Origin of the sequence: Paraburkholderia sp. RL17-347-BIC-D, from assembly GCF_046027915.1 — a bacterium.
In the GTDB taxonomy this organism is placed as follows: Bacteria; Pseudomonadota; Gammaproteobacteria; order Burkholderiales; family Burkholderiaceae; genus Paraburkholderia.
Window position 1 is genome coordinate 95518 of record NZ_JARESS010000029.1, and the last position, 18058, is coordinate 113575.

Annotated in this window: 16 protein-coding genes; 5 read left to right on the forward strand and 11 right to left on the reverse strand. The window is 63.4% G+C overall.

Translation table 11 applies throughout. The annotated features are described in order from the left end of the window. Positions 1 to 73: 73 nt before the first annotated feature. Positions 74 to 1144, forward strand: coding sequence for a rhodanese-like domain-containing protein (locus P0D96_RS31130; RefSeq protein WP_408317284.1), 1071 nt, complete (start codon positions 74 to 76; stop codon positions 1142 to 1144). A gap of 95 nt (positions 1145 to 1239) precedes the next feature. On the opposite strand, the gene P0D96_RS31135 is transcribed toward P0D96_RS31130, so the two are convergent. The 10 genes from P0D96_RS31135 to P0D96_RS31180 all read right to left on the reverse strand — a co-directional run bounded on the left by P0D96_RS31135 (position 1240) and on the right by P0D96_RS31180 (position 12160). Further along, positions 1240 to 2256: an aldo/keto reductase gene (locus P0D96_RS31135; RefSeq protein WP_408317263.1), complete on the reverse strand. Its 1017-nt coding sequence runs from the start codon at positions 2254 to 2256 to the stop codon at positions 1240 to 1242. Then, on the reverse strand, positions 2234 to 2389 hold the full coding sequence (locus P0D96_RS31140) for a hypothetical protein (RefSeq protein WP_408182611.1): 156 nt from the start codon (positions 2387 to 2389) through the stop codon (positions 2234 to 2236). Before P0D96_RS31140 ends, P0D96_RS31135 begins: the two co-directional genes overlap by 23 nt. A 24-nt stretch (positions 2390 to 2413) precedes the next feature. Further along, positions 2414 to 3346 carry an electron transfer flavoprotein subunit alpha/FixB family protein gene (locus P0D96_RS31145; RefSeq protein ID WP_408182613.1) on the reverse strand — a complete coding sequence of 311 codons (933 nt, stop codon included), beginning with the start codon at positions 3344 to 3346 and terminating at the stop codon, positions 2414 to 2416. Positions 3347 to 3360: 14 nt separating this feature from the next. Next, complete coding sequence (locus tag P0D96_RS31150) at positions 3361 to 4110, reverse strand: electron transfer flavoprotein subunit beta/FixA family protein (RefSeq protein ID WP_408317266.1); 750 nt, start codon at positions 4108 to 4110, stop codon at positions 3361 to 3363. A 53-nt stretch (positions 4111 to 4163) separates the two neighbouring features. Then, positions 4164 to 5123, reverse strand: coding sequence for an ABC transporter permease (locus P0D96_RS31155; RefSeq protein WP_408317268.1), 960 nt, complete (start codon positions 5121 to 5123; stop codon positions 4164 to 4166). Between the two features lie 7 nt (positions 5124 to 5130). Then, positions 5131 to 6630 (reverse strand): sugar ABC transporter ATP-binding protein, encoded by a 1500-nt coding sequence (locus tag P0D96_RS31160; RefSeq protein WP_408317270.1) that lies wholly within the window; start codon positions 6628 to 6630, stop codon positions 5131 to 5133. A gap of 19 nt (positions 6631 to 6649) precedes the next feature. Further along, entirely contained in the window at positions 6650 to 7678 is a 1029-nt protein-coding gene (locus P0D96_RS31165) for an ABC transporter permease (RefSeq protein WP_408283625.1), read from the reverse strand. Beyond that, the gene (locus P0D96_RS31170; protein ID WP_408245952.1) at positions 7675 to 8754 is read right to left on the reverse strand and encodes a sugar ABC transporter substrate-binding protein; all 1080 of its coding nucleotides are present in this window, start codon (positions 8752 to 8754) and stop codon (positions 7675 to 7677) included. Before P0D96_RS31170 ends, P0D96_RS31165 begins: the two co-directional genes overlap by 4 nt. Before the next feature lie 128 nt (positions 8755 to 8882). Beyond that, positions 8883 to 10556, reverse strand: a complete 1674-nt coding sequence (locus P0D96_RS31175) for a GMC family oxidoreductase (RefSeq protein ID WP_408317271.1) — start codon at positions 10554 to 10556, stop codon at positions 8883 to 8885. A 95-nt stretch (positions 10557 to 10651) separates the two neighbouring features. Continuing rightward, on the reverse strand, positions 10652 to 12160 hold the full coding sequence (locus tag P0D96_RS31180; RefSeq protein ID WP_408317273.1) for an aldehyde dehydrogenase family protein: 1509 nt from the start codon (positions 12158 to 12160) through the stop codon (positions 10652 to 10654). Positions 12161 to 12373: 213 nt separating this feature from the next. Between P0D96_RS31180 and P0D96_RS31185 the strand changes: the two genes are divergently transcribed. Beyond that, on the forward strand, positions 12374 to 13057 hold the full coding sequence (locus tag P0D96_RS31185) for a TetR/AcrR family transcriptional regulator (protein WP_132378592.1): 684 nt from the start codon (positions 12374 to 12376) through the stop codon (positions 13055 to 13057). Between the two features lie 55 nt (positions 13058 to 13112). Here the strand turns inward: P0D96_RS31185 and P0D96_RS31190 are convergent, their stop codons facing one another. Beyond that, positions 13113 to 14660, reverse strand: a complete 1548-nt coding sequence (locus P0D96_RS31190) for an acyl CoA:acetate/3-ketoacid CoA transferase (RefSeq protein WP_408317286.1) — start codon at positions 14658 to 14660, stop codon at positions 13113 to 13115. 213 nt (positions 14661 to 14873) lie between these two features. On the opposite strand from P0D96_RS31190, the gene P0D96_RS31195 reads away from it, so the two are divergent. From P0D96_RS31195 to P0D96_RS31205, 3 genes are read left to right on the forward strand one after another with little or no spacing between them, the layout of a single operon-like run. Further along, a complete protein-coding gene (locus P0D96_RS31195) occupies positions 14874 to 16019 on the forward strand; it encodes an acyl-CoA dehydrogenase family protein (RefSeq protein ID WP_408317275.1) in 1146 nt (381 codons plus the stop codon). Beyond that, the gene (locus P0D96_RS31200) at positions 16016 to 16795 is read left to right on the forward strand and encodes a 3-ketoacyl-ACP reductase (protein ID WP_408317277.1); all 780 of its coding nucleotides are present in this window, start codon (positions 16016 to 16018) and stop codon (positions 16793 to 16795) included. The genes P0D96_RS31195 and P0D96_RS31200 overlap by 4 nt, the downstream gene beginning before the upstream one ends. A gap of 7 nt (positions 16796 to 16802) precedes the next feature. Beyond that, positions 16803 to 17972 carry a dihydrodipicolinate synthase family protein gene (locus P0D96_RS31205; RefSeq protein ID WP_408182625.1) on the forward strand — a complete coding sequence of 390 codons (1170 nt, stop codon included), beginning with the start codon at positions 16803 to 16805 and terminating at the stop codon, positions 17970 to 17972. Positions 17973 to 18058 lie beyond the last annotated feature (86 nt).

Sequence of the window (18058 nt, forward strand, 5' to 3'; positions counted from 1 at the left end):
GCGGGGCGGTTGGCGGCGGCACGGGCCGCCAACTTTAAGCGCTCGCAGGAGCGGGCCGCGGAGCGAAATAGTGTTGATCTTCCGGCAGCTATTCGATCAGCAATCGTCGACCTACACCTATCTTCTCGCCGATAGCACGACGCGCGAGGCGGTGCTGGTCGATCCGGTATTCGAACAGGTGCGCCGGGACGCCGCCCTGATCGAAGAACTCGGATTGCATCTGCTTTATACGATCGACACCCACGTCCACGCCGATCACGTGACCGGCGCATGGATGCTGAATCGCCGCATAGGCAGCAGGATTGCGATTTCGGCTGCGAGCGGCGCCGAAGGCGCGGACCGCTATCTGAGCCACGGCGACAAGGTCGAGTTCGGCGCGAGACACCTGACAATACGCGCGACACCGGGACATACGGATGGATGCATCACGCTCGTACTCGACAACGAGACCATGGCGTTCACCGGCGATTGTCTGTTGATCAGAGGCACTGGCCGCACGGATTTCCAGCGCGGTGACGCGCACACCATGTTTCGCGCGGTGCATGGTCAGATTTTCACGCTGCCCACCGCCTGCCTGCTTTACCCGGCCCACGACTATCGCGGTCTGACGGTCACGAGTGTGGGTGAGGAGCGGCGCTTCAATCCACGCCTTGGCGGTGAACTATGTGAAGACGATTTCACCGGATACATGACGAACCTGCACCTGCCGCATCCGAAGCAAATCGACGTAGCGGTGCCCGCAAACCTGAAATGCGGTCTCGCGGCGAGCGTCCCCGCGCAGATGACGGAACCCGATTGGGCGCCGCTGACATGCAGCTTTGCGGGCATCTGGGAAATCAATGCGCAGTGGCTGGAGGAAAATCTGCGTGCTGTGGAGATCGTCGATGTGCGGGAACCCGACGAGTTCAATGGACCGTTGGGACGCATTCCCGCGGCCAGGCTCATTTCCTTGGGCGAGCTCTCCGGGCGGGCCGCTGAACTCACGAAAGAACGCCCGATCGTGACGGTCTGCCGGGCAGGCGGACGCTCGGCCCAAGCGACGGTCATGCTGCGGCAGGCCGGATTCGAGCGGGTTGCCAATCTTGCCGGCGGTATGCTGCGCTGGCGTGCGGAAGGGCGCGTCGTTGAAAACGGCAGTGTGTGACGTGTTTTCAATGCATGACTTCAATGCCGGCAACGCGGCAGGCCGATGGCCTGCCGGGTCGTCCGTGGCTGCCCGGTGACGGCGAGAAGGGCTGTCTATCGAGGCGTCGGCGCATCCTCGCGGATCAGTTCGCGACGCTTCAATTCAGCCCAGAATTCCGCTGGGATGTCGGCCCGGAAGGTTTGCAGATTGTCTTCGAGTTGTGCGACGCTGCGCACGCCCGGGATATTCGTCGGAATAGCCGGGTGACCGAGCACGAATTGCAGGGACGCCGCTTTGAGTGGCACCGAGAAGTCGCGGCACACCTGCTCGATCTTGCGCACACGTTCGAGAATTGCTTCCGGCGCGGGTGCATAGTTGTATTTCGCGCCAGGCACAGCGCCCGTGGCGAGAATGCCGCTGTTATAACCGCCGCCGAGAATCACCGACACCTGACGCTCCTCGCACAACGGCAGGAAACCGTCGAGGGCGTCCTGCTCCAGCAACGTGTAGCGGCCAGCCAGCAACAGGCAGTCGAAGTCGTTGCGCCGGATCGCTTCGTGCGCGACCTGCCACTCGTTCACGCCCACACCGACGGCCTTGACGACGCCCTCATCGCGCAGCTTGAGCAGCGCCTTCGCCGCGCCGCTCATGGCGGCCTCGAATATCTGCGGCTGGCGATCGCCATGCGTGAACGCGTCGATGTCGTGAATCAGCGCGATATCGATATGCTCCAGCGCCATGCGCTGCAGGCTGTCCTCGATCGAACGCATCACGCCGTCGTAGCTGTAGTCGAAACGCATGTCGAACGGCAAGCCGTCGACCCACGGCGTGAAGTCGATTTCAGCGCGCTTGCGCGGCTTGAGCAAGCGGCCCACTTTGGTCGACAGCACGTACTGATCGCGCGGATACCAACGCAGACCCTGCCCGCAGCGCGCTTCGCTCAAACCGTGGCCGTACATGGGCGCCGTGTCGAAGTAACGCACGCCCGCGTCCCACGCGGCTTTGATGAGCGCCGCCGAATCCCCTTCGCTGATCGGCCTGAAGATGTTGCCGATCGGTGCGGCGCCGAAACCCATCAGCGTCGTTTCGAGTCCCGAACGCGGCCATTTACGCTTTGCTACCGGATCCATCGTTGTCTCCTGCCAAGGTGTTGAGCGGTTCGTTCCGGACCACTTCGACTTCGTCACGCAGATAGTTTAACGCTAGCGCGTGAGTCGTCGCCGCCAGGCCGACGCCGACGATCGCGATCCGGGTCTTGCGCATCCTGATCTCCGTGTGTGAAATGCTTTAAACCGATGCGGTCAGTTCTGGGACTGTGTCGAACAGATCGCTGACGAGGCCGTAATCGGCGACGCTGAAGATCGGCGCTTCTTCGTCCTTGTTGATCGCGACGATCACTTTGCTGTCCTTCATCCCGGCCAGATGCTGGATCGCGCCCGAGATGCCGACCGCGATGTACAACTGCGGCGCGACGATCTTGCCGGTCTGGCCGACCTGATAGTCGTTCGGCACGAAGCCCGCATCGACCGCTGCGCGCGATGCGCCCAGCGCTGCGTTCAGCTTGTCCGCCAGCGGTTCTAGCACCTTCGTGTAGTTCTCGCCGTTGCCCAGACCGCGGCCACCGGAGACGATGATCTTCGCCGACGTCAGTTCCGGACGGTCCAGCTTCGTCACTTCACGGCTGACGAAGGACGAGATGCCGCTGTCGGCTGCCGCTTCGATTTTCTCCACCGATGCGCTGCCGCCTTCCGCTGCCACAGGGTCGAAACCAGTCGTGCGGACCGTGATGACCTTGATCGGGTCTTGGGACTGAACCGTTGCGATTGCGTTGCCCGCATAGATTGGACGCTCGAACGTATCCGGGCTATCCACTGCCGTGATATCGCTGATCTGCGCGACGTCGAGCTTCGCGGCGATACGCGGCGTGATGTTCTTGCCGTAGGCGGTTGCCGGCGCGAGGATATGCGTGTAGTCCTTCGCGATGTTCACCACCGTTGCTTCGATGTTTTCGGCGAGGCCTGCTTCGAGTTGCGGCGCGTCGGCCAGCAGCACTTTGCTAACGCCGGCAATCTTCGCTGCCGCATCGGCCGCAGCTTGCGCGTTGTGCCCTGCCACCAGCACGTGAATGTCACCACCAATCTTCTGCGCCGCTGCAATCGTGTTCAGCGTCGCGGCCTTGATCGACGCGTTGTCGTGTTCTGCAATTACCAGATTCGTCATTTGCTCTGTCTCCCTTACAGCACCTTGGCTTCGGTCTTCAGCTTCTCGACCAGCGTCTTCACGTCCGGCACCTTCACACCGGCGGAGCGCTTGGGCGGCTCGACAACCTTCAGCGTCTTCAGGCGCGGCGTGACGTCAACACCCAGATCTTCCGGCTTGACGACTTCCAGCGGCTTCTTCTTCGCCTTCATGATGTTCGGCAGCGTCACGTAGCGCGGCTCGTTCAGGCGCAAGTCCGTGGTGATGACTGCGGGGAGCTTTAAAGACAGCGTTTCAGCGCCACCGTCCACTTCACGCGAAACGGTCGCGTTGCCGTCGGCAACAACAACCTTCGAGGCAAACGTTGCTTGCGGCAAACCAGCCAGCGCAGCCAGCATCTGGCCGGTCTGATTCGAATCGTCGTCGATCGCCTGCTTGCCAAGAATGACCAGTTGCGGCTGTTCCTTGTCGACCAGCGCCTTCAGCAGCTTCGCGACTGCCAACGGCTGCAGTTCCACTGAAGACTCGATCAGGATCGCGCGATCCGCGCCGATCGCCAGCGCCGTACGCAGCGTTTCCTGCGATTGCGCAACCCCACAAGACACCGCCACCACTTCACTAACAACACCTGCGTCCTTCAACCGCACCGCTTCCTCAACCGCAATCTCATCGAACGGATTCATCGACATCTTCACGTTCGCGATATCCACACCCGTGCCGTCCGACTTCACGCGAACCTTCACGTTGTAGTCCACCACTCTCTTAACCGCCACCAGAACTTTCATCTAAACCCACTCCATCACAGTCCAAAGACTTCCACATCGAACGCATGACGCGCTCACTTGATGATCAGCACCTTCGAGCGATCGAACGCCACGGTCACCGCGACGATCAGAATCACGCCGAACACGATCTGCTGCGCAAACACGCTGATCCCGACAAACGTCATGCCGACCCGCGCGACCGACACCAGCAGCGCGCCGATCAACGTGCGGCCGATGCCACCCGCGCCGCCCGTCAACGCAGTCCCGCCGACGATCACCGCGGCGATCGCCGGCAGCAGGAACTGGTCGGCGAGCGTCGGTGATCCGCTGCCCAGCCGCCCCGCCATGATGACGCCCGCGAGCCCCGCAAACAGCGACGACGTCGCGAACACGAGGCAACGCGTCACCGGTACGCGCACGCCCGATGCGATCGCAGCCGGCTCGCCGGCGCCGATGGCGTCGACGCGCCGCCCGAACACCGTCGAACGATGCAGGAACACGCAGAGCAGAAAGACCACCAGCGCGAGCATGATTTCATGCGGAATACCGAACGACGAACCCGTCGTCCATCCGAGCGACGCGTCGCGCATCTCGTCGCTGATACCGATCGAGCGCGTACCCGAAAGCGTCAGCGCTGCGGCCGACGCGATCCCGCCGACCGCCAGCGTCGCGATGAACGACGGAATGCGCAGCACGGTTTGAATCACGCCGCTCAGAAGACCGATCCCAAACGACGCCGCCAGCGCCACCACCGCCGCCAACGCGCCATAACGCGGCAACAGCATCGCCACGATCACGCTGGAAAGCGAAGCCACCGCCTGCAAAGACAGATCGATACTGCCCAGCAACACGACGAAGGTCGTGCCGGCCGCCATGATGAACAGCGTCGAGCTGTCCGCGAGCAGCCCGAGTTGCGTGGACGGCGCGAGGAAAGTCGGTTGCGCGATCTCGATCAGCAGATACAGCGCGATGAGCGCGATGAACGGCGCGTTGTCGCCGAGCCGTGCCTTCAATGATGCATTCATTTGTGCCATGTTGCCCTCACACCATGTGTTCGACGACGTCGATCTGCGACGGCTTGTGGCCGACTTCGCACGCGAGAATCTTCTGCGCGCGGCCGTCGCGCATCACCATCACGCGATGACTCAGCCCGAGAATTTCTTCGAGCGTGTCGCCGGTCAGCACGACCGCTACACCTTCGGCCGTCAGCTCGCGAATCAGTTGATAGACCTCTTCTTTTGCGCCCACGTCGAGACCGCGCGTCGGATGATCCAGCACGAGAATCCGGCTGCCCGCAAAGCGCCATTTCGCCAGCACGACTTTCTGCTGATTGCCACCCGACAGATTGCGGCACGACGCAGTGGGGCCAGGCGTCTTGATGTGCAAACGCTCGATCCATTCATTGGCGATCGCACGCTCGCTTCGCTTGTTGACCACGCCACTGCGGCTCACCGCGGCGAGGCGCGGCAGCGTCAGATTCTCGGCCACGCTCATCTGCGTGACGAGTCCCTCGACCTTGCGTTCGCGCGGCACGTAGCCGATGCCGAGCGAGACCGCATGCGTGGCCTGTGCCCGCAAGCGGGTTTCGCCAACCCGCACTTCGCCCGCGTCGAGCGACTCCAGCCCCGCAATTACGCGGCACAATTCCTCGCGCCCCGACCCGACCACGCCGGCCACCCCGAACACTTCGCCGCAATGCACGTCGAACGACACGCCTTTCAGCGTATGCCCGAGCGACGCGTTACGCACCGACAGCGCGACTTCGCCGCGGCACGGGCTCTGCAAATTCTCGCGGTAGTACTGGCCGTCCATCGTGCGGCCGACCATCAGTTCGTGCAGTTGTCCGACCGACGCATCCGCCGATGCCATGCCGGCCACCACCTTGCCGTCCTTCATCACATAGACGCGGTCGCTCAGCGACAACAGCTCGTCGAGCCGGTGCGAGACGAACACGAACGACGCGCGCGCCTTCAGTTCACGCACGAGGCGAAACAGGATCTCGATCTCCGCCGCTTCGAGCACCGACGTCGGCTCGTCGAGCAGAATGACCGGCATGCCGTCGGTACGGCTCGCGAGCGACAGCGCCTTGGCGAGTTCGACCATCTGCCGCTGCCCGAAGGTCAGGTCTTCGCATAGCGTCAGCGGATCGATATCGAGGTGCACGGTGGCCAGTTCGGCGACTGCAGCACGTTTGAGCTTTGCCCAGTTGACCCGGCCGAGTGTGAGAAACGGCTCCTCGCGGCCGAGAAACAGGTTTTCAGCCACCGTCAGATTCGGCAGGATCGACTGTTCCTGATAGACCATCGCGATGCCCTTCGAGGTGGCATCACGCGGGTTTTTGATCACGAGCGGTTTGCCGTCGCGCAGAATCTCACCGGAATCCTGACGGTAGCCGCCCGTCAGCAATTTCATCAGCGTCGACTTGCCCGCGCCGTTTTCGCCGATCAACCCGACGATCTCGTTCGGCCGGATTTCGATCGACACGTCGTTGAGCGCCAGCACGCCGGGGAAACGCTTGGTGACGTTCTTGAGTGTGAGCATCGTGGTGTCTCCCTATCCGTTACTTGACGATGCGGCGGCGCGAGCGATTCAACGCCAGCGTCACGGCAACGATGATCAGCACGCCCTGAATGCCCTGCTGCACATACGGCGGCACGCCGAGCAACACCATGCCGTTGGCGAGCACGACCACCACTAGCGTACCGATCAGCGTGTTGAGCGGACCGCCATTGCCGCCCGCGAGCGATGTGCCGCCCACCACGATCGCGGTGATCGCAACGAACAACTGGCCGTTGGCGATCATCGCGTGACCCTGCCCGTATTGCGCAACCGCGAGAATGCCGGCCACGCCGTAGAACGCACCAGCGAGCGCGAACACCGCGATGCGCACGCGCGAGATCCGTACGCCGCTCAGCCGCGCCAGGTCCTCGCCGCCGCCGATCGCGAGCGTATGGCGGCCGAGAATCGTATGGCGGTGCACGAACCAGGCGAGCCCGAGCGCCAGCACGCCGATCCAGACCGACAGCGGCAGGCCGAAGTAGCGCGTGATCGAAATCGCGCGCAACGCCGTGTCGCTCACGCGGATCGTATTGCCCGACAACACGGCCGTGCCGATGCCGGTCGCCACGAAGCCGACCGCGAGCGTGGTGATGAACGACGGGATGCGCAGAAACACGTGCAGCACGCCGTTGGCCAGCCCCAGCACCACGCCCGCCGCGACGCCGATGGCCAGCACCCACAGGCCGAAGTGATTGTCGTTGTACGAGTTCTCGACCAGCATCGACACGGCGATCGCCGCCACCGCGACAATCCCCTCCGCCGACAGATCGATGCTGCCGAGCTGGATCACGAACGTGCCGCCGAGCGCGATCGTCAAAGGGATCACGGCGGCAATCGCGATCCGCGACAGGTTCATCGGGTCAAAAAAGTCATGGTTGAGCGCGCCGATGCACAGGCCCAGCGCCACCAGCACCAGCAACGGCGAGTAACGCCGCAGCAGTGCGCGCACGGCTGCGGGGCCGTGCGCGGACGCGGGAGATTGAGCGGCCTGCACGGCGTGCCGGGAAGAAGTCGCGGTGAGCTTATTCATCGATACACCACTGGCCCGGCAACGCGGGCATAAAGGTTGTTCCATTCCGCCTTCGGTGAGGCGGCGCGCGCGATCACGTCCTGAACGTTGGTCTTCGTGACGAACGTCGCGGTGCAAAACGACTCACGGCGGTCTTTTGCGAGCGTCGCCAGGTCGACTTTCTTATCCTTCGCCTGGAGACCCATCGAGAGACCGATGCCGCCGAGCCAGTACGGGTCCCAATCGACCGATGCGATCAGCTCGCCGGTCTTGATCGCAACGAGTCCCGGCTGCGTGCCGTCCATGCCGGTCACCGGAATCTGGCCGGCCAGACCTTCGGCGCGCAACGCCTCGATCGCACCGAGCGCCATGTCGTCGTTCGCGGCCCACACGCCTTTGATCTTCGAATTGAAGCGCGTCATCCACGCCTGCATGATCGGAAACGCCTTCTGCGAGTTCCAGTCGGCGACCTGAAAGTCGAGTAACTGAATGCCGGGGAACTTCTTCAAGGCTGCATCGAGACCGGCCTTGCGCTCGATCGCCGGCACGTTGCTGAAGATGCCGCCGAGCGCGACCACGCCGCCCTTGCCGCCCATCGACTTGAAAAGCTGCGTGGCCGTTTCCTCGCCATACGCGACGCCGTCGTAAGAAAGATGCGCCACGTAGTTCGGGTTGAAGTCCCACGGGTGCAGGTCCTTCGGCTTGTTCCAGATCGTCGTGACATACGCGCCGGCCTTCGAGCAGGCTTCGACGATCACGCGGGCGTCGGCGGAATCGTTCGGGTCGACGTTGAGCACGAGATTGCCGCCGGTCTTCTGCAGCAACGCGCGGATATCCGCGATGCCTTTCTCGGAACTGCCCTCGGTCGTGAGCGGCACATACGGCAAACCGACGCTCTTCGCGAAGCTTTGCGCGCCCTTGTTGAACGCCGTGTAGTACGGGTTGGTCAGCGAACGGAACGAGCAGGCGAGCGTGGTCTGCCCCGCGCCGAACGAGAGGCCCGACATGCCGCCACCCGCGACGGCGAATGCCGCGCCCGCGCCGAGCTTGATGAAGTCGCGGCGTGATACGCCTGCGCGTTGATCCTGTCTGTTCATGATGTCTCCTCCGAGCAAAAGAACCCTCTGTTCAGGGCCGTGTATAAATAACCGGATATTTACCCCAAGGAAGAGATACGCAATCATTCCGCGTAACCTTCCTCAGTCCTGCTTGCGCAACTCCGGCATCAAACCGCGGCCGCAGCGGACTCGCGCATCGCGCGTCCGGAAGTGCCCGCGAGCGCGCCCGGCATGGGCACGGGTTGCGCTACCAGCCCGCGAATCAGATCGGCGGCCTTTTCCGCGATCATCAACGTAGGCGCATTCGTGTTCGAGCTGACGATGCGCGGCATCACCGACGAGTCCGCGACTCGCAAACCCTCGATGCCACGCACGCGCAATTGCGGATCGACAACCGACAACTCGTCCACGCCCATCTTGCAGGTGCCGACCGGGTGATAGCCCGTGCGTCCGTACTGCTGCGCATAGGTTTCGTATTCGGCTTGCGTGCGCACCTTGCCACCCGGAAAATGCTCGCTCCGGATGTACTTGCGCAGCGCGTTCTGACTCATGATTTCGCGGCTCTGCCGAATGCCGTCGACGGCGACCTTGAGGTCGTACGGATCGCGAATATAGGCTGGATCGATCAGCGGCGCATCGGCGGGATCGGCGCTGTGCAACGTCACGCTGCCGCGGCTGCGCGGACGCAGGAAGTACGAGTTGAGCGTGCAACCCGAACCGGACGGCACCGGCGGCACACCGGCCTCGACCCCCGCACCGGGCAGGAAATGGAATTGCAGATCGGGAGTCGGCACACTGCTGTCCGAGTACCAGAACGCGCCGCCTTCGGCGATATTCGACGTCACCGGTCCCTTGTTGAACAGTTTGTACTCGAGTCCGGCGAGCAACATCATGTGCTTTTTCGCGTACTTGTCGAGACTATAGGGACCGTTGAGTTCGTAGACGATGTCGATGTCGAAGTGGTCCTGCAGATTCTGTCCGACGCCGTTCAGCGCATGCACGGGCTTCACGCCGACGCGCTCCAGATCTTCTGCGCGGCCGATCCCGGAGAGCATCAACAGTTTCGGCGAGCCGATCGCACCGGCGGTCACGATCACCTCGCGTTCGGCGCGCGCAATCGTCACGTTCGCGCGCTCGCCGCGCGGCGCGAATTCGACACCGACCGCGCGGCCGTTCTCGATCACGACGCGCGACACGAGACAGTCCGTGCGAACCGTGAGATTGGGCCGCGAGCGCGCATCACGCAGATAACCCACCGCCGCGCTGCAGCGTTTGCCATTGCGCTGCGTGACCTGATACACACCCACGCCTTCCTGCTGCGCGCCGTTGAAATCGCTGTTGTACGGCATGCCGGCTTCCTGGCCCGCGAGCACGAACGCCTTGGTCAGTTCGTTGACGCTGATGAGATCGGACACGCCGAGCGGGCCGCCCACGCCGTGATATTCGTTGCACAGGCGCTCGTTGTCTTCCATGCGGCGCAGGTACGGCAGCACGCCGTCGCGAAAGCCCCAGCCGGTGCAGCCGTCGCGTTCCCAGCCGTCGTAGTCGGCGGGCTGGCCGCGCGTGTAGACCATCGCATTGATCGAGCCGCCGCCGCCGAGCACGCGACCTTGTGCGAACGGAATCTGGCGGCGCTGTGTTTCCGCTGCCGCCGTCGTGCGATAACCCCAGGTCAGCGGACCGCCCGTCATCTTGAAGAAGCCGACGGGCATATGGATATACGGATCGGTATCGGCGGGCCCGGCTTCGAGCAACAAAACACGGTTGCCGGCGTCCTCGCTCAGACGCGCCGCCAGCGCACAACCCGCCGCGCCGCCACCTACGATCACATAGTCATACATTGCTGTCTCCGATACGGTTTTCTACGGTCACACGCTGCGCGTGATCCGGATGTTGCGTGCGGCTCTTCACGGCCGCTCGATCAATTCAACGGGTGTTACGCGATCCAGCGCGGCCGCTTGCCGAGTTGGACATGCACCGACTTCAGCTCCGTGTATTCCTCCACGCCATAACGGCCCGTTTCGCGGCCGATGCCCGACTGCTTGACGCCGCCGATCGGCATTTCGGGGCCGCCGGTAATCGTGCAATTCACCCAGATACGGCCCGCCTGAACCTCGCGGAAGCTGCTGATCGCACCTTGCAGGTCGCGCGTCCAGATGCTGGCGGCGAGGCCATATGGCACGCCGTTCGCCAACTGGATCGCCTCTTCGAATGTATCGAACGGCGTGACCGACAACACCGGTCCGAAGATCTCTTCCTGCGCCAGTGCGCTTTGCGGCTGCACGTTGCGGAACAAGGTCGGTTGGATGAAGAAACGCTCACCGTCGCTGGTCGCCTCACCGCCGTGAACCAGTTGTGCGCCGTCACGCCGGCCCGCGTCGATGAAGCCGCGAATCTTCTCGAACTGACGTGCTTCCACGATCGCGCCGACATGGTTCGATGCATCGAGCGGATCGCCCACGCGCACTTTTTCGAACACGGCTTTCACGCGCGCGACGAGTTCCTCTTCCACCGAACGATGCACGACGAGCCGGCTGCCCGATACGCAACATTGTCCCGCGTTAAAGCAGATGCCGAAGGCAATGGCGTCGGCGGCATCGTCGAGATCGGCGTCCGCGAAAACGATTTGCGGATTCTTGCCGCCGAGTTCCAGCCCGACCTTCTTCATGTTGCCGCCGGCCGCGGTGAGCACGGAGCGGCCCACGGGCGTCGAGCCGGTGAACGACACCATGTCGACGTCCATATGATCGGCGAGCGCATGGCCGACCACCGAGCCGAGCCCCGTCACCACGTTCGCGACGCCGTCCGGCAACCCGGCTTCGCTCAGCAGCGCGGCGAGCTTCAGCGTAGTGGTCGAGGTGAGTTCAGCCGGTTTGACGACAGCCGTGCAACCCGCGGCGAGCACGAACGGCAGACGCTCGGAAAGAATGAAGAACGGAAAATTCCACGGCGTGACGATGCCGACAACACCAATCGGTTGGCGCACCGTCAAACCGAACAGATCGGCGCCCAGCGTGTCGTGCGAATCGCCGTGCACGATGCGCGCGAGACCGGCCGCATATTCCCAGATGCCTGCCGCCGCATTGATCTCGCCGCGCGATTGGCCGATCGGCTTGCCGCTTTCCAGCGTTTCCAGATACGCCAGCGTTTCCACGTTGTCGCGGATCAGACGCGCGGTTTTCAGCAGCACGGTGGCGCGCTGCTCGCCCGACAGGCGCGACCAGCGGCCGTCGTCGAACGCGCGGCGCGCGCTGGCGACCGCTGCGTTCAGATCGTCGACGGATGCGCGCACCGTGGCCGTGACCGGCACGCCGTGGCCCGGGCTCTTGCGCTCGACGAACTCGCCGGTGCTGCCCGCGTAGTCCTTGCCGTCGATAAACATCGGCGTGCGCAGCGGCTCCGCCGGAAGACGAAGCGTTGCTGCGAGTTCATTCAGATTGCTCATTCCTGTCTCCAGAGTTTGCATTCACGCGGACGCTGAAACGCGCGCCGCGCGCGAGGTAAACCGCTTCGGCAAGACAATGCTTGTGGCATTTTTGGCGCCCATTCTGCACCATCCAGTTACTTCCTCGCAATGCCTTTTTGGTCTATAGTCGCTGACACGACATCAGATCGACCGACACCGTTCCCTCACACTTTTTTCCTGCGACCAGCCAACATGACTCTTGCGAGCACGCCCCCCGGCCGGGCATCGAAAACGGCCCAAGCCGGCGCCGCGCAACCGCCGCGGCAACGCGACCCCGAAGTCACCCGGGCACGCATTCTCGAAGCCGCCAAGAAGGAGTTCGCCAAACTCGGCCTCGCCGGCGCTCGCGTCGAAGCCATTGCGACGCGCGCCAAGGCCAATAAGCGGATGATCTATCACTACTTCGGCAGCAAGGAGGAGTTGTTCCAGGCTGTGCTCGAAGATGCTTACGCCGACATCCGCTCTGCCGAACTGAAGCTGAACCTCGACCACCTCTCGCCCGAAGACGCGATCGTCGCGCTCACCACGCACACGTGGAACTACTACCTGAAGAACCCTGAGTTCATGACGCTCGTGAACAGCGAGAACCTTCACAAGGCACGCCACGTGAAGAAGTCCGAACGGTTCAAGGAACTGCATCATGGTTTCATCTCGATGCTGCAACGCATAATCGATCGGGGCGTCGAAGCGGGCGTGTTTCGCGCGGGCGTCGATGCAAGGCAACTGCACATCACCATGGCGGCAGTCGGCTACTACTACCTGACCAATCGCTTCACGAGCGGTGTGATCTTCGACATCGACTTCATGAGCAAAGAGGCTTTGAAAAACCGTCTCGACTTCAATATCGAAACCGTTCTGCGCCTGCTGCGCCCCTGATCGCCGTGACGGCTGAAGCGCCCGGATACGGCGCTTCACGTCACCGCGAGCGGCGTCAGGCCACTCTGGCATGTGCTTCATTTGAGGGTGCTTCACGTGCTTCATTTTTTCCTCGCGCCAACAGTGTCTCGTCGACGAGCGGACGGAACGCCATACGCGCCAACACATCACGCTCGACATCGACACCTTCCGCCACTTCGATCAAACGCACGCCATTCTCTTCGAGACGGAACACGGCGCGCTCCGTCACGTACAATACTTCCTGCTTCGCGATACGCGCCTGCTCGCCGCTGAACGTAATGTGCTGCACGCGTTCGACGAGTTTCGGCACACTGCCCGGCGCCACGATCTTCACGCCCGCGCCGGCCTGTTCGACCTGCAACCCCTTCGCTTCGAAACTGCCGCAAAACACGATCTTTCGCGCGCCCTGAGTGATGTCGATGAAACCACCCGGCCCCACCACCGTCGCACCAAGCTTCGACACGTTGATGTTGCCTTCGCCATCCATTTCGCCCATGCCGAGGAACGTGATATCCACGCCGCCGCCGCTATAGAAATCGAATTGGTCGACGCTCGAGAGGATCGCCTCCGCGTTGCGCGCGGTGCCGAACATCGGCCCGTCGAGCATCGCGCCGTTGTGAATGCCCTGCTCGACCGAACCCCAGAACGTGCCGAGCCGGCCGTGTTGCGCGAGCACGCCGGGAATGCCGCCCGGAATGCCGAAACCGAAATTCGCTGACTGTCCCTCATGCAATTCCTGCGCGGCGCGCGCGGCGATGATGTAGCGGATGCCCGTGGGAATTTCGTAGAAACCGTCGTCGATCGGGCTCAGTGATTCGCCGCTCAGCGCCGGGTCGTAATCGGCGACCACGCATTGCACCTGCTCCCGAGTCTCGACGAGCGTATCGACGAGAATCCCCGGAATGCGCACGAGCCGCGCCGGCACATAGCCCTGCGTGGTGCGCTCCTTGACCTGCACGATCACGCGGCCACCGCTGTTATGAGCGGCAAGCGCTGCGGCGTATGTGTCGAGATCGGCGGGCTCGCGGCGCAGCGTGACGTTGCCGCACGCATCGGCTGACGAACCGCGCACGATCGCGAAGTCCACCTTGAACGGCTTGTAGCGCAGGTATTCGCGCCCATCCAGTTCGATCAGTTCGACCAGGTCTTCACTGGCGCGCGCGTTAATCTTGCCGCCATCGATACGCGGATCGACAAACGTACGCAAGCCGACATGCGTGACCAGCCCCGGCCGCCCCGCGCCGATTTCGCGCAGCAGCGTGGAAATCGCACCGGCGGGAAAGCTATAGGCCTCGAACGCGTTGTCTTGTGCCATCTGCTGCATGGCCGGCGACCAGCTCCAATGTCCGCCGATCACGCGCCGCACCATGCCGGCGTGTGCAAACCGTGAGAGCCCGCTGCTCTTGCCGTCGCCGATACCGAGCGCGTGAACCACCGTCAGGTCACGCGGATGTCCCGTCTGAAGAAAGCGCTGTTCGAGCGCCGCAAGCACGGCGTCCGGCTCGAGCAGACCGCCGCCGGAACCGGCCAGCGCAATGGTCGCAAAGTCGAAAATTTTCCCGGCCGCCTCGGCGGCATCCATCCACTTATCCAAACCATCCTCCACTCAGATCGGCCTCAAACCTCGTTGACAGCAGCGATTCGTTGGTCTTAAATAACGAACCAGTTGGTTACTTGTTGCCAATGTTGGCACAGGGAATCACGTAATTCAAGTAGCGATGCGCGAGGCTCGGGTTTACCTGAACGAGCCCGATCAGACGCAAAAACAGGTACCGATCATTACGATGGAGACAGCATGAAACTCTCAGACACGCATCAGCAGATTCGCGAAACCACGCGCCGTTTCGCGCAGGAAGTGATTCGTCCGATCACGGAAGAACTGGATCGCGACGAGCGCTTTCCCGCCGAGATCTACGCGCAGATGGGCGAACTGGGCCTGTTCGGCATTACCGTTCCGGAGGCGTTCGGCGGTGCCGGGCTCGATGTCACGGCGTATGCGCTGGTGATGGAGGAACTGTCGCGCGGTTACGCGTCCGTGGCGGATCAGTGCGGCCTGCTCGAACTGGTCGGCACCCTGCTTTCGGTGCACGGCACCGACGCGCAGCGCGCGAAATACATGGAGCCGTTGCTGCGCGCGAAGCTGCGTCCCGCGTATTGCATCACTGAAGCGGACGCCGGCACCGACGTGTCGGGCATCCGCACGACAGCGGTCCGCACGCCCGAAGGCTGGGAGCTCAGCGGCGCGAAACTGTGGATTCACAACGCGCCGGTCGCGGACGTCGCGTTCGTGCTCGCGCGCACCGACCCTGCCGCGGGCCGGCGCGGCATGAGTATTTTCATCGTGGACTGCGCGCTCGCCGGTGTGTCGAAAGGCGCGAAGGAACACAAGATGGGCCAGCGCGCGTCGCAAGTCGGCGAACTGCATTTCGATCGCGTGAAGCTGCCGCAAGACGCGCTGCTCGGCCAGGAAGGCCGCGGCTTTCACATCATGATGAGCGTGCTCGACAAGGGCCGCGTGGGCATTGCGGCACTGGCGGTCGGCATCGCGCAGGCGGGCCTCGAAGCAGCGCTCGACTACGCTCAGACGCGCAAGCAGTTCGGCAGCCACATCGCCGAATTCCAGGGCATTCAGTGGATGCTGGCCGACATGGCGACCGACATTCACGCCGCGCGGCTGCTCGTGCACGATGCGGCGGAACGGCTCGAAGCGGGCGAACGCGCGAGCATTGCGTGTTCGATGGCGAAGTGTTTCGCGGGCGACACCGCCGTCAAGCACAGCGCGAACGCCGTGCAGATTTTCGGCGGCAGCGGCTACATTCGCGGCTATGAAGTCGAGCGTCTGTATCGCGACGCGAAGATCACGCAGATCTACGAAGGCACCAACCAGATTCAACGCACCATCGTCGCGCGAGATCTGATCGCCAACGGAGCCACGTTATGAGTGCGCGTCCCATTGCTCTTGTCACGGGCAGCCGGCGCGGCATCGGCCGGGCGATCGCCGTCGAACTCGGGCGCGCGGGTTTCGATGTGGCGTTGACCGATGCGGTGGCATCGCAAGAGCTCGACGGCGCCGTGCGCGAGGTCGAACAAACCGGCGCGCGTGCGATCGCGGTCATCTCCGATCTCGCCGACATCGACTCGCATCCCGCCACGTTAAACGAGATCGAAGCAGCGCTCGACGGCCAGATCGATTGCCTCGTGAACAACGCGGGCGTCTCGGTGATGTCGCGCGGCGATCTGCTCGACGTGACGCCGGAAAGTTTCGACCGCTGTATCGCCGTGAATACGCGGGGCACGTTCTTTCTCACGCAGGCCTTCGCGAAACACTGCCTCGCGCGCTCCGGCGACGCCGTCGCGCCACATCCGTCTGTGATCACGATCACGTCGTCGAACGCGATCGCGGCGTCGCCGTTGCGTGGCGAATACTGCGTATCCAAAGCCGGACTTTCAATGGCGAACACGTTGTTTTCGCTGCGCCTCGCCGAACACGGCATCAGCGTGTACGAAGTGCAACCCGGCCTGATCGAAACCGAAATGACGGCGCCGTCCCGCGCGCGCTACGACACGCAGATCGAGCAAGGGCTCACCGCGATCAAGCGCTGGGGCACGGCGCAGGAAGTGGCGACCACCGTGCGCACGCTTGCAACGGGCGGCCTTCCCTATAGCGTCGGCCAGGCGATCCGTATCGACGGCGGCCTGCTCGTCACCAAATATTGAGTTGCATATGAACCTGACAATCAAACTTCCGGCCGCGTCCGGCACGATGGAAACGTATCGCGTAGAAAGTGTGCCGCTCGAAGTACGGCCGCCCGAACGCGAATTCAACCGCATCGCGTATTCCGCCGCCCACGTGGTGGCCGACCCGCTGCGCGCGGGCGAACTGAACGCCGCGCCCGCCATCGACTGGGATCGCACGATCGCTTACCGGCGCTATCTGTTGCAGCAAGGCCTCGGCATCGCGGAAGCGATGGACACCGCGCAACGCGGCATGGGCTTGCCGTGGAGCACGGCGCTCGAACTGATCACGCGCAGCATCGAAGGCACGCGCGACATTGCGGGCGCGGCGATCGCGTCGGGTTGCGGCACGGACCATATCGCGCCCGCTTCGGTCACGAACTGCGATCAGGTGATCCGCGCGTATGCCGAGCAACTTGAGGCGGTGCAGCGCGTGGGCGGTCGCGTGATCCTGATGGCGAGCCGCGCGCTCGCGCGGGTTGCGCGTACGCCGGACGATTACCGGCGCGTGTATCGCGAAGTGCTCGCCATGTGCGATCAACCGGTGATCCTGCACTGGCTCGGCGATATGTTCGACCCCGAACTCGCGGGCTACTGGGGCGCAAATGAATTTGCCGACGCAGCGCAGGTGTGTCTCGACATCATCGGGACGAGTGCTTCAAAAGTCGACGGCATCAAGATCTCGCTGCTCGATGAGCAGAAGGAAATCGCATTCCGTCAGCGCCTGCCGCACGGCGTAAAAATGTACACCGGCGACGACTTCAACTATCCCGCGCTGATCGCAGGAGACGGCACACATTTTTCGCACGCGTTGCTAGGCATCTTCGACGCGATTGCGCCGGCCGCGTCGCAGGCGCTATCCGCTCTCGCCGCCAACGATCACGCCAGCTTCAACGCGCTGCTCGCGCCGACCGTGCCGCTCTCGCGCCACATCTTTCGCGCGCCGACGCAGTACTACAAGACGGGCGTGGTGTTCCTCGCGTACCTGAACGGCTTCCAGGATCACTTCTTCATGCCCGGCGGCCACCACGGCATGCGTCCGCCCGCCTATCTCGCCGACGTCTTCCGTCTCGCCGATCAGGCCCGCTTGCTGCGCGATCCCGCGGATGCCGTTGCGCGCATTCGCCGCGTCATGGCGCCCCTCGGCTGCGGAGACTGACGATGAGCCGCCCAACCGGTGCTGTGCGGCACATGGTGTTCTGCCGGTTTCGGGGCCGCCGGCCCGCGGCGCGGCGGCGCCCGGTG

What these genes read in the sequence shown, in the direction of transcription:
- P0D96_RS31135 (WP_408317263.1), bottom strand. Translation starts at nt 2,256, where the DNA reads ATGGATCCGGTAGCAAAGCGTAAATGGCCGCGTTCGGGACTCGAAACG.
- P0D96_RS31140 (WP_408182611.1), bottom strand. Translation starts at nt 2,389, where the DNA reads ATGCGCAAGACCCGGATCGCGATCGTCGGCGTCGGCCTGGCGGCGACG.
- P0D96_RS31145 (WP_408182613.1), bottom strand. Translation starts at nt 3,346, where the DNA reads ATGACGAATCTGGTAATTGCAGAACACGACAACGCGTCGATCAAGGCC.
- P0D96_RS31150 (WP_408317266.1), bottom strand. Translation starts at nt 4,110, where the DNA reads ATGAAAGTTCTGGTGGCGGTTAAGAGAGTGGTGGACTACAACGTGAAG.
- P0D96_RS31155 (WP_408317268.1), bottom strand. Translation starts at nt 5,123, where the DNA reads ATGGCACAAATGAATGCATCATTGAAGGCACGGCTCGGCGACAACGCG.
- P0D96_RS31160 (WP_408317270.1), bottom strand. Translation starts at nt 6,630, where the DNA reads ATGCTCACACTCAAGAACGTCACCAAGCGTTTCCCCGGCGTGCTGGCG.
- P0D96_RS31165 (WP_408283625.1), bottom strand. Translation starts at nt 7,678, where the DNA reads ATGAATAAGCTCACCGCGACTTCTTCCCGGCACGCCGTGCAGGCCGCT.
- P0D96_RS31170 (WP_408245952.1), bottom strand. Translation starts at nt 8,754, where the DNA reads ATGAACAGACAGGATCAACGCGCAGGCGTATCACGCCGCGACTTCATC.
- P0D96_RS31175 (WP_408317271.1), bottom strand. Translation starts at nt 10,556, where the DNA reads ATGTATGACTATGTGATCGTAGGTGGCGGCGCGGCGGGTTGTGCGCTG.
- P0D96_RS31180 (WP_408317273.1), bottom strand. Translation starts at nt 12,160, where the DNA reads ATGAGCAATCTGAATGAACTCGCAGCAACGCTTCGTCTTCCGGCGGAG.
- P0D96_RS31185 (WP_132378592.1), top strand. Translation starts at nt 12,374, where the DNA reads ATGACTCTTGCGAGCACGCCCCCCGGCCGGGCATCGAAAACGGCCCAA.
- P0D96_RS31190 (WP_408317286.1), bottom strand. Translation starts at nt 14,660, where the DNA reads ATGGATGCCGCCGAGGCGGCCGGGAAAATTTTCGACTTTGCGACCATT.
- P0D96_RS31195 (WP_408317275.1), top strand. Translation starts at nt 14,874, where the DNA reads ATGAAACTCTCAGACACGCATCAGCAGATTCGCGAAACCACGCGCCGT.
- P0D96_RS31200 (WP_408317277.1), top strand. Translation starts at nt 16,016, where the DNA reads ATGAGTGCGCGTCCCATTGCTCTTGTCACGGGCAGCCGGCGCGGCATC.
- P0D96_RS31205 (WP_408182625.1), top strand. Translation starts at nt 16,803, where the DNA reads ATGAACCTGACAATCAAACTTCCGGCCGCGTCCGGCACGATGGAAACG.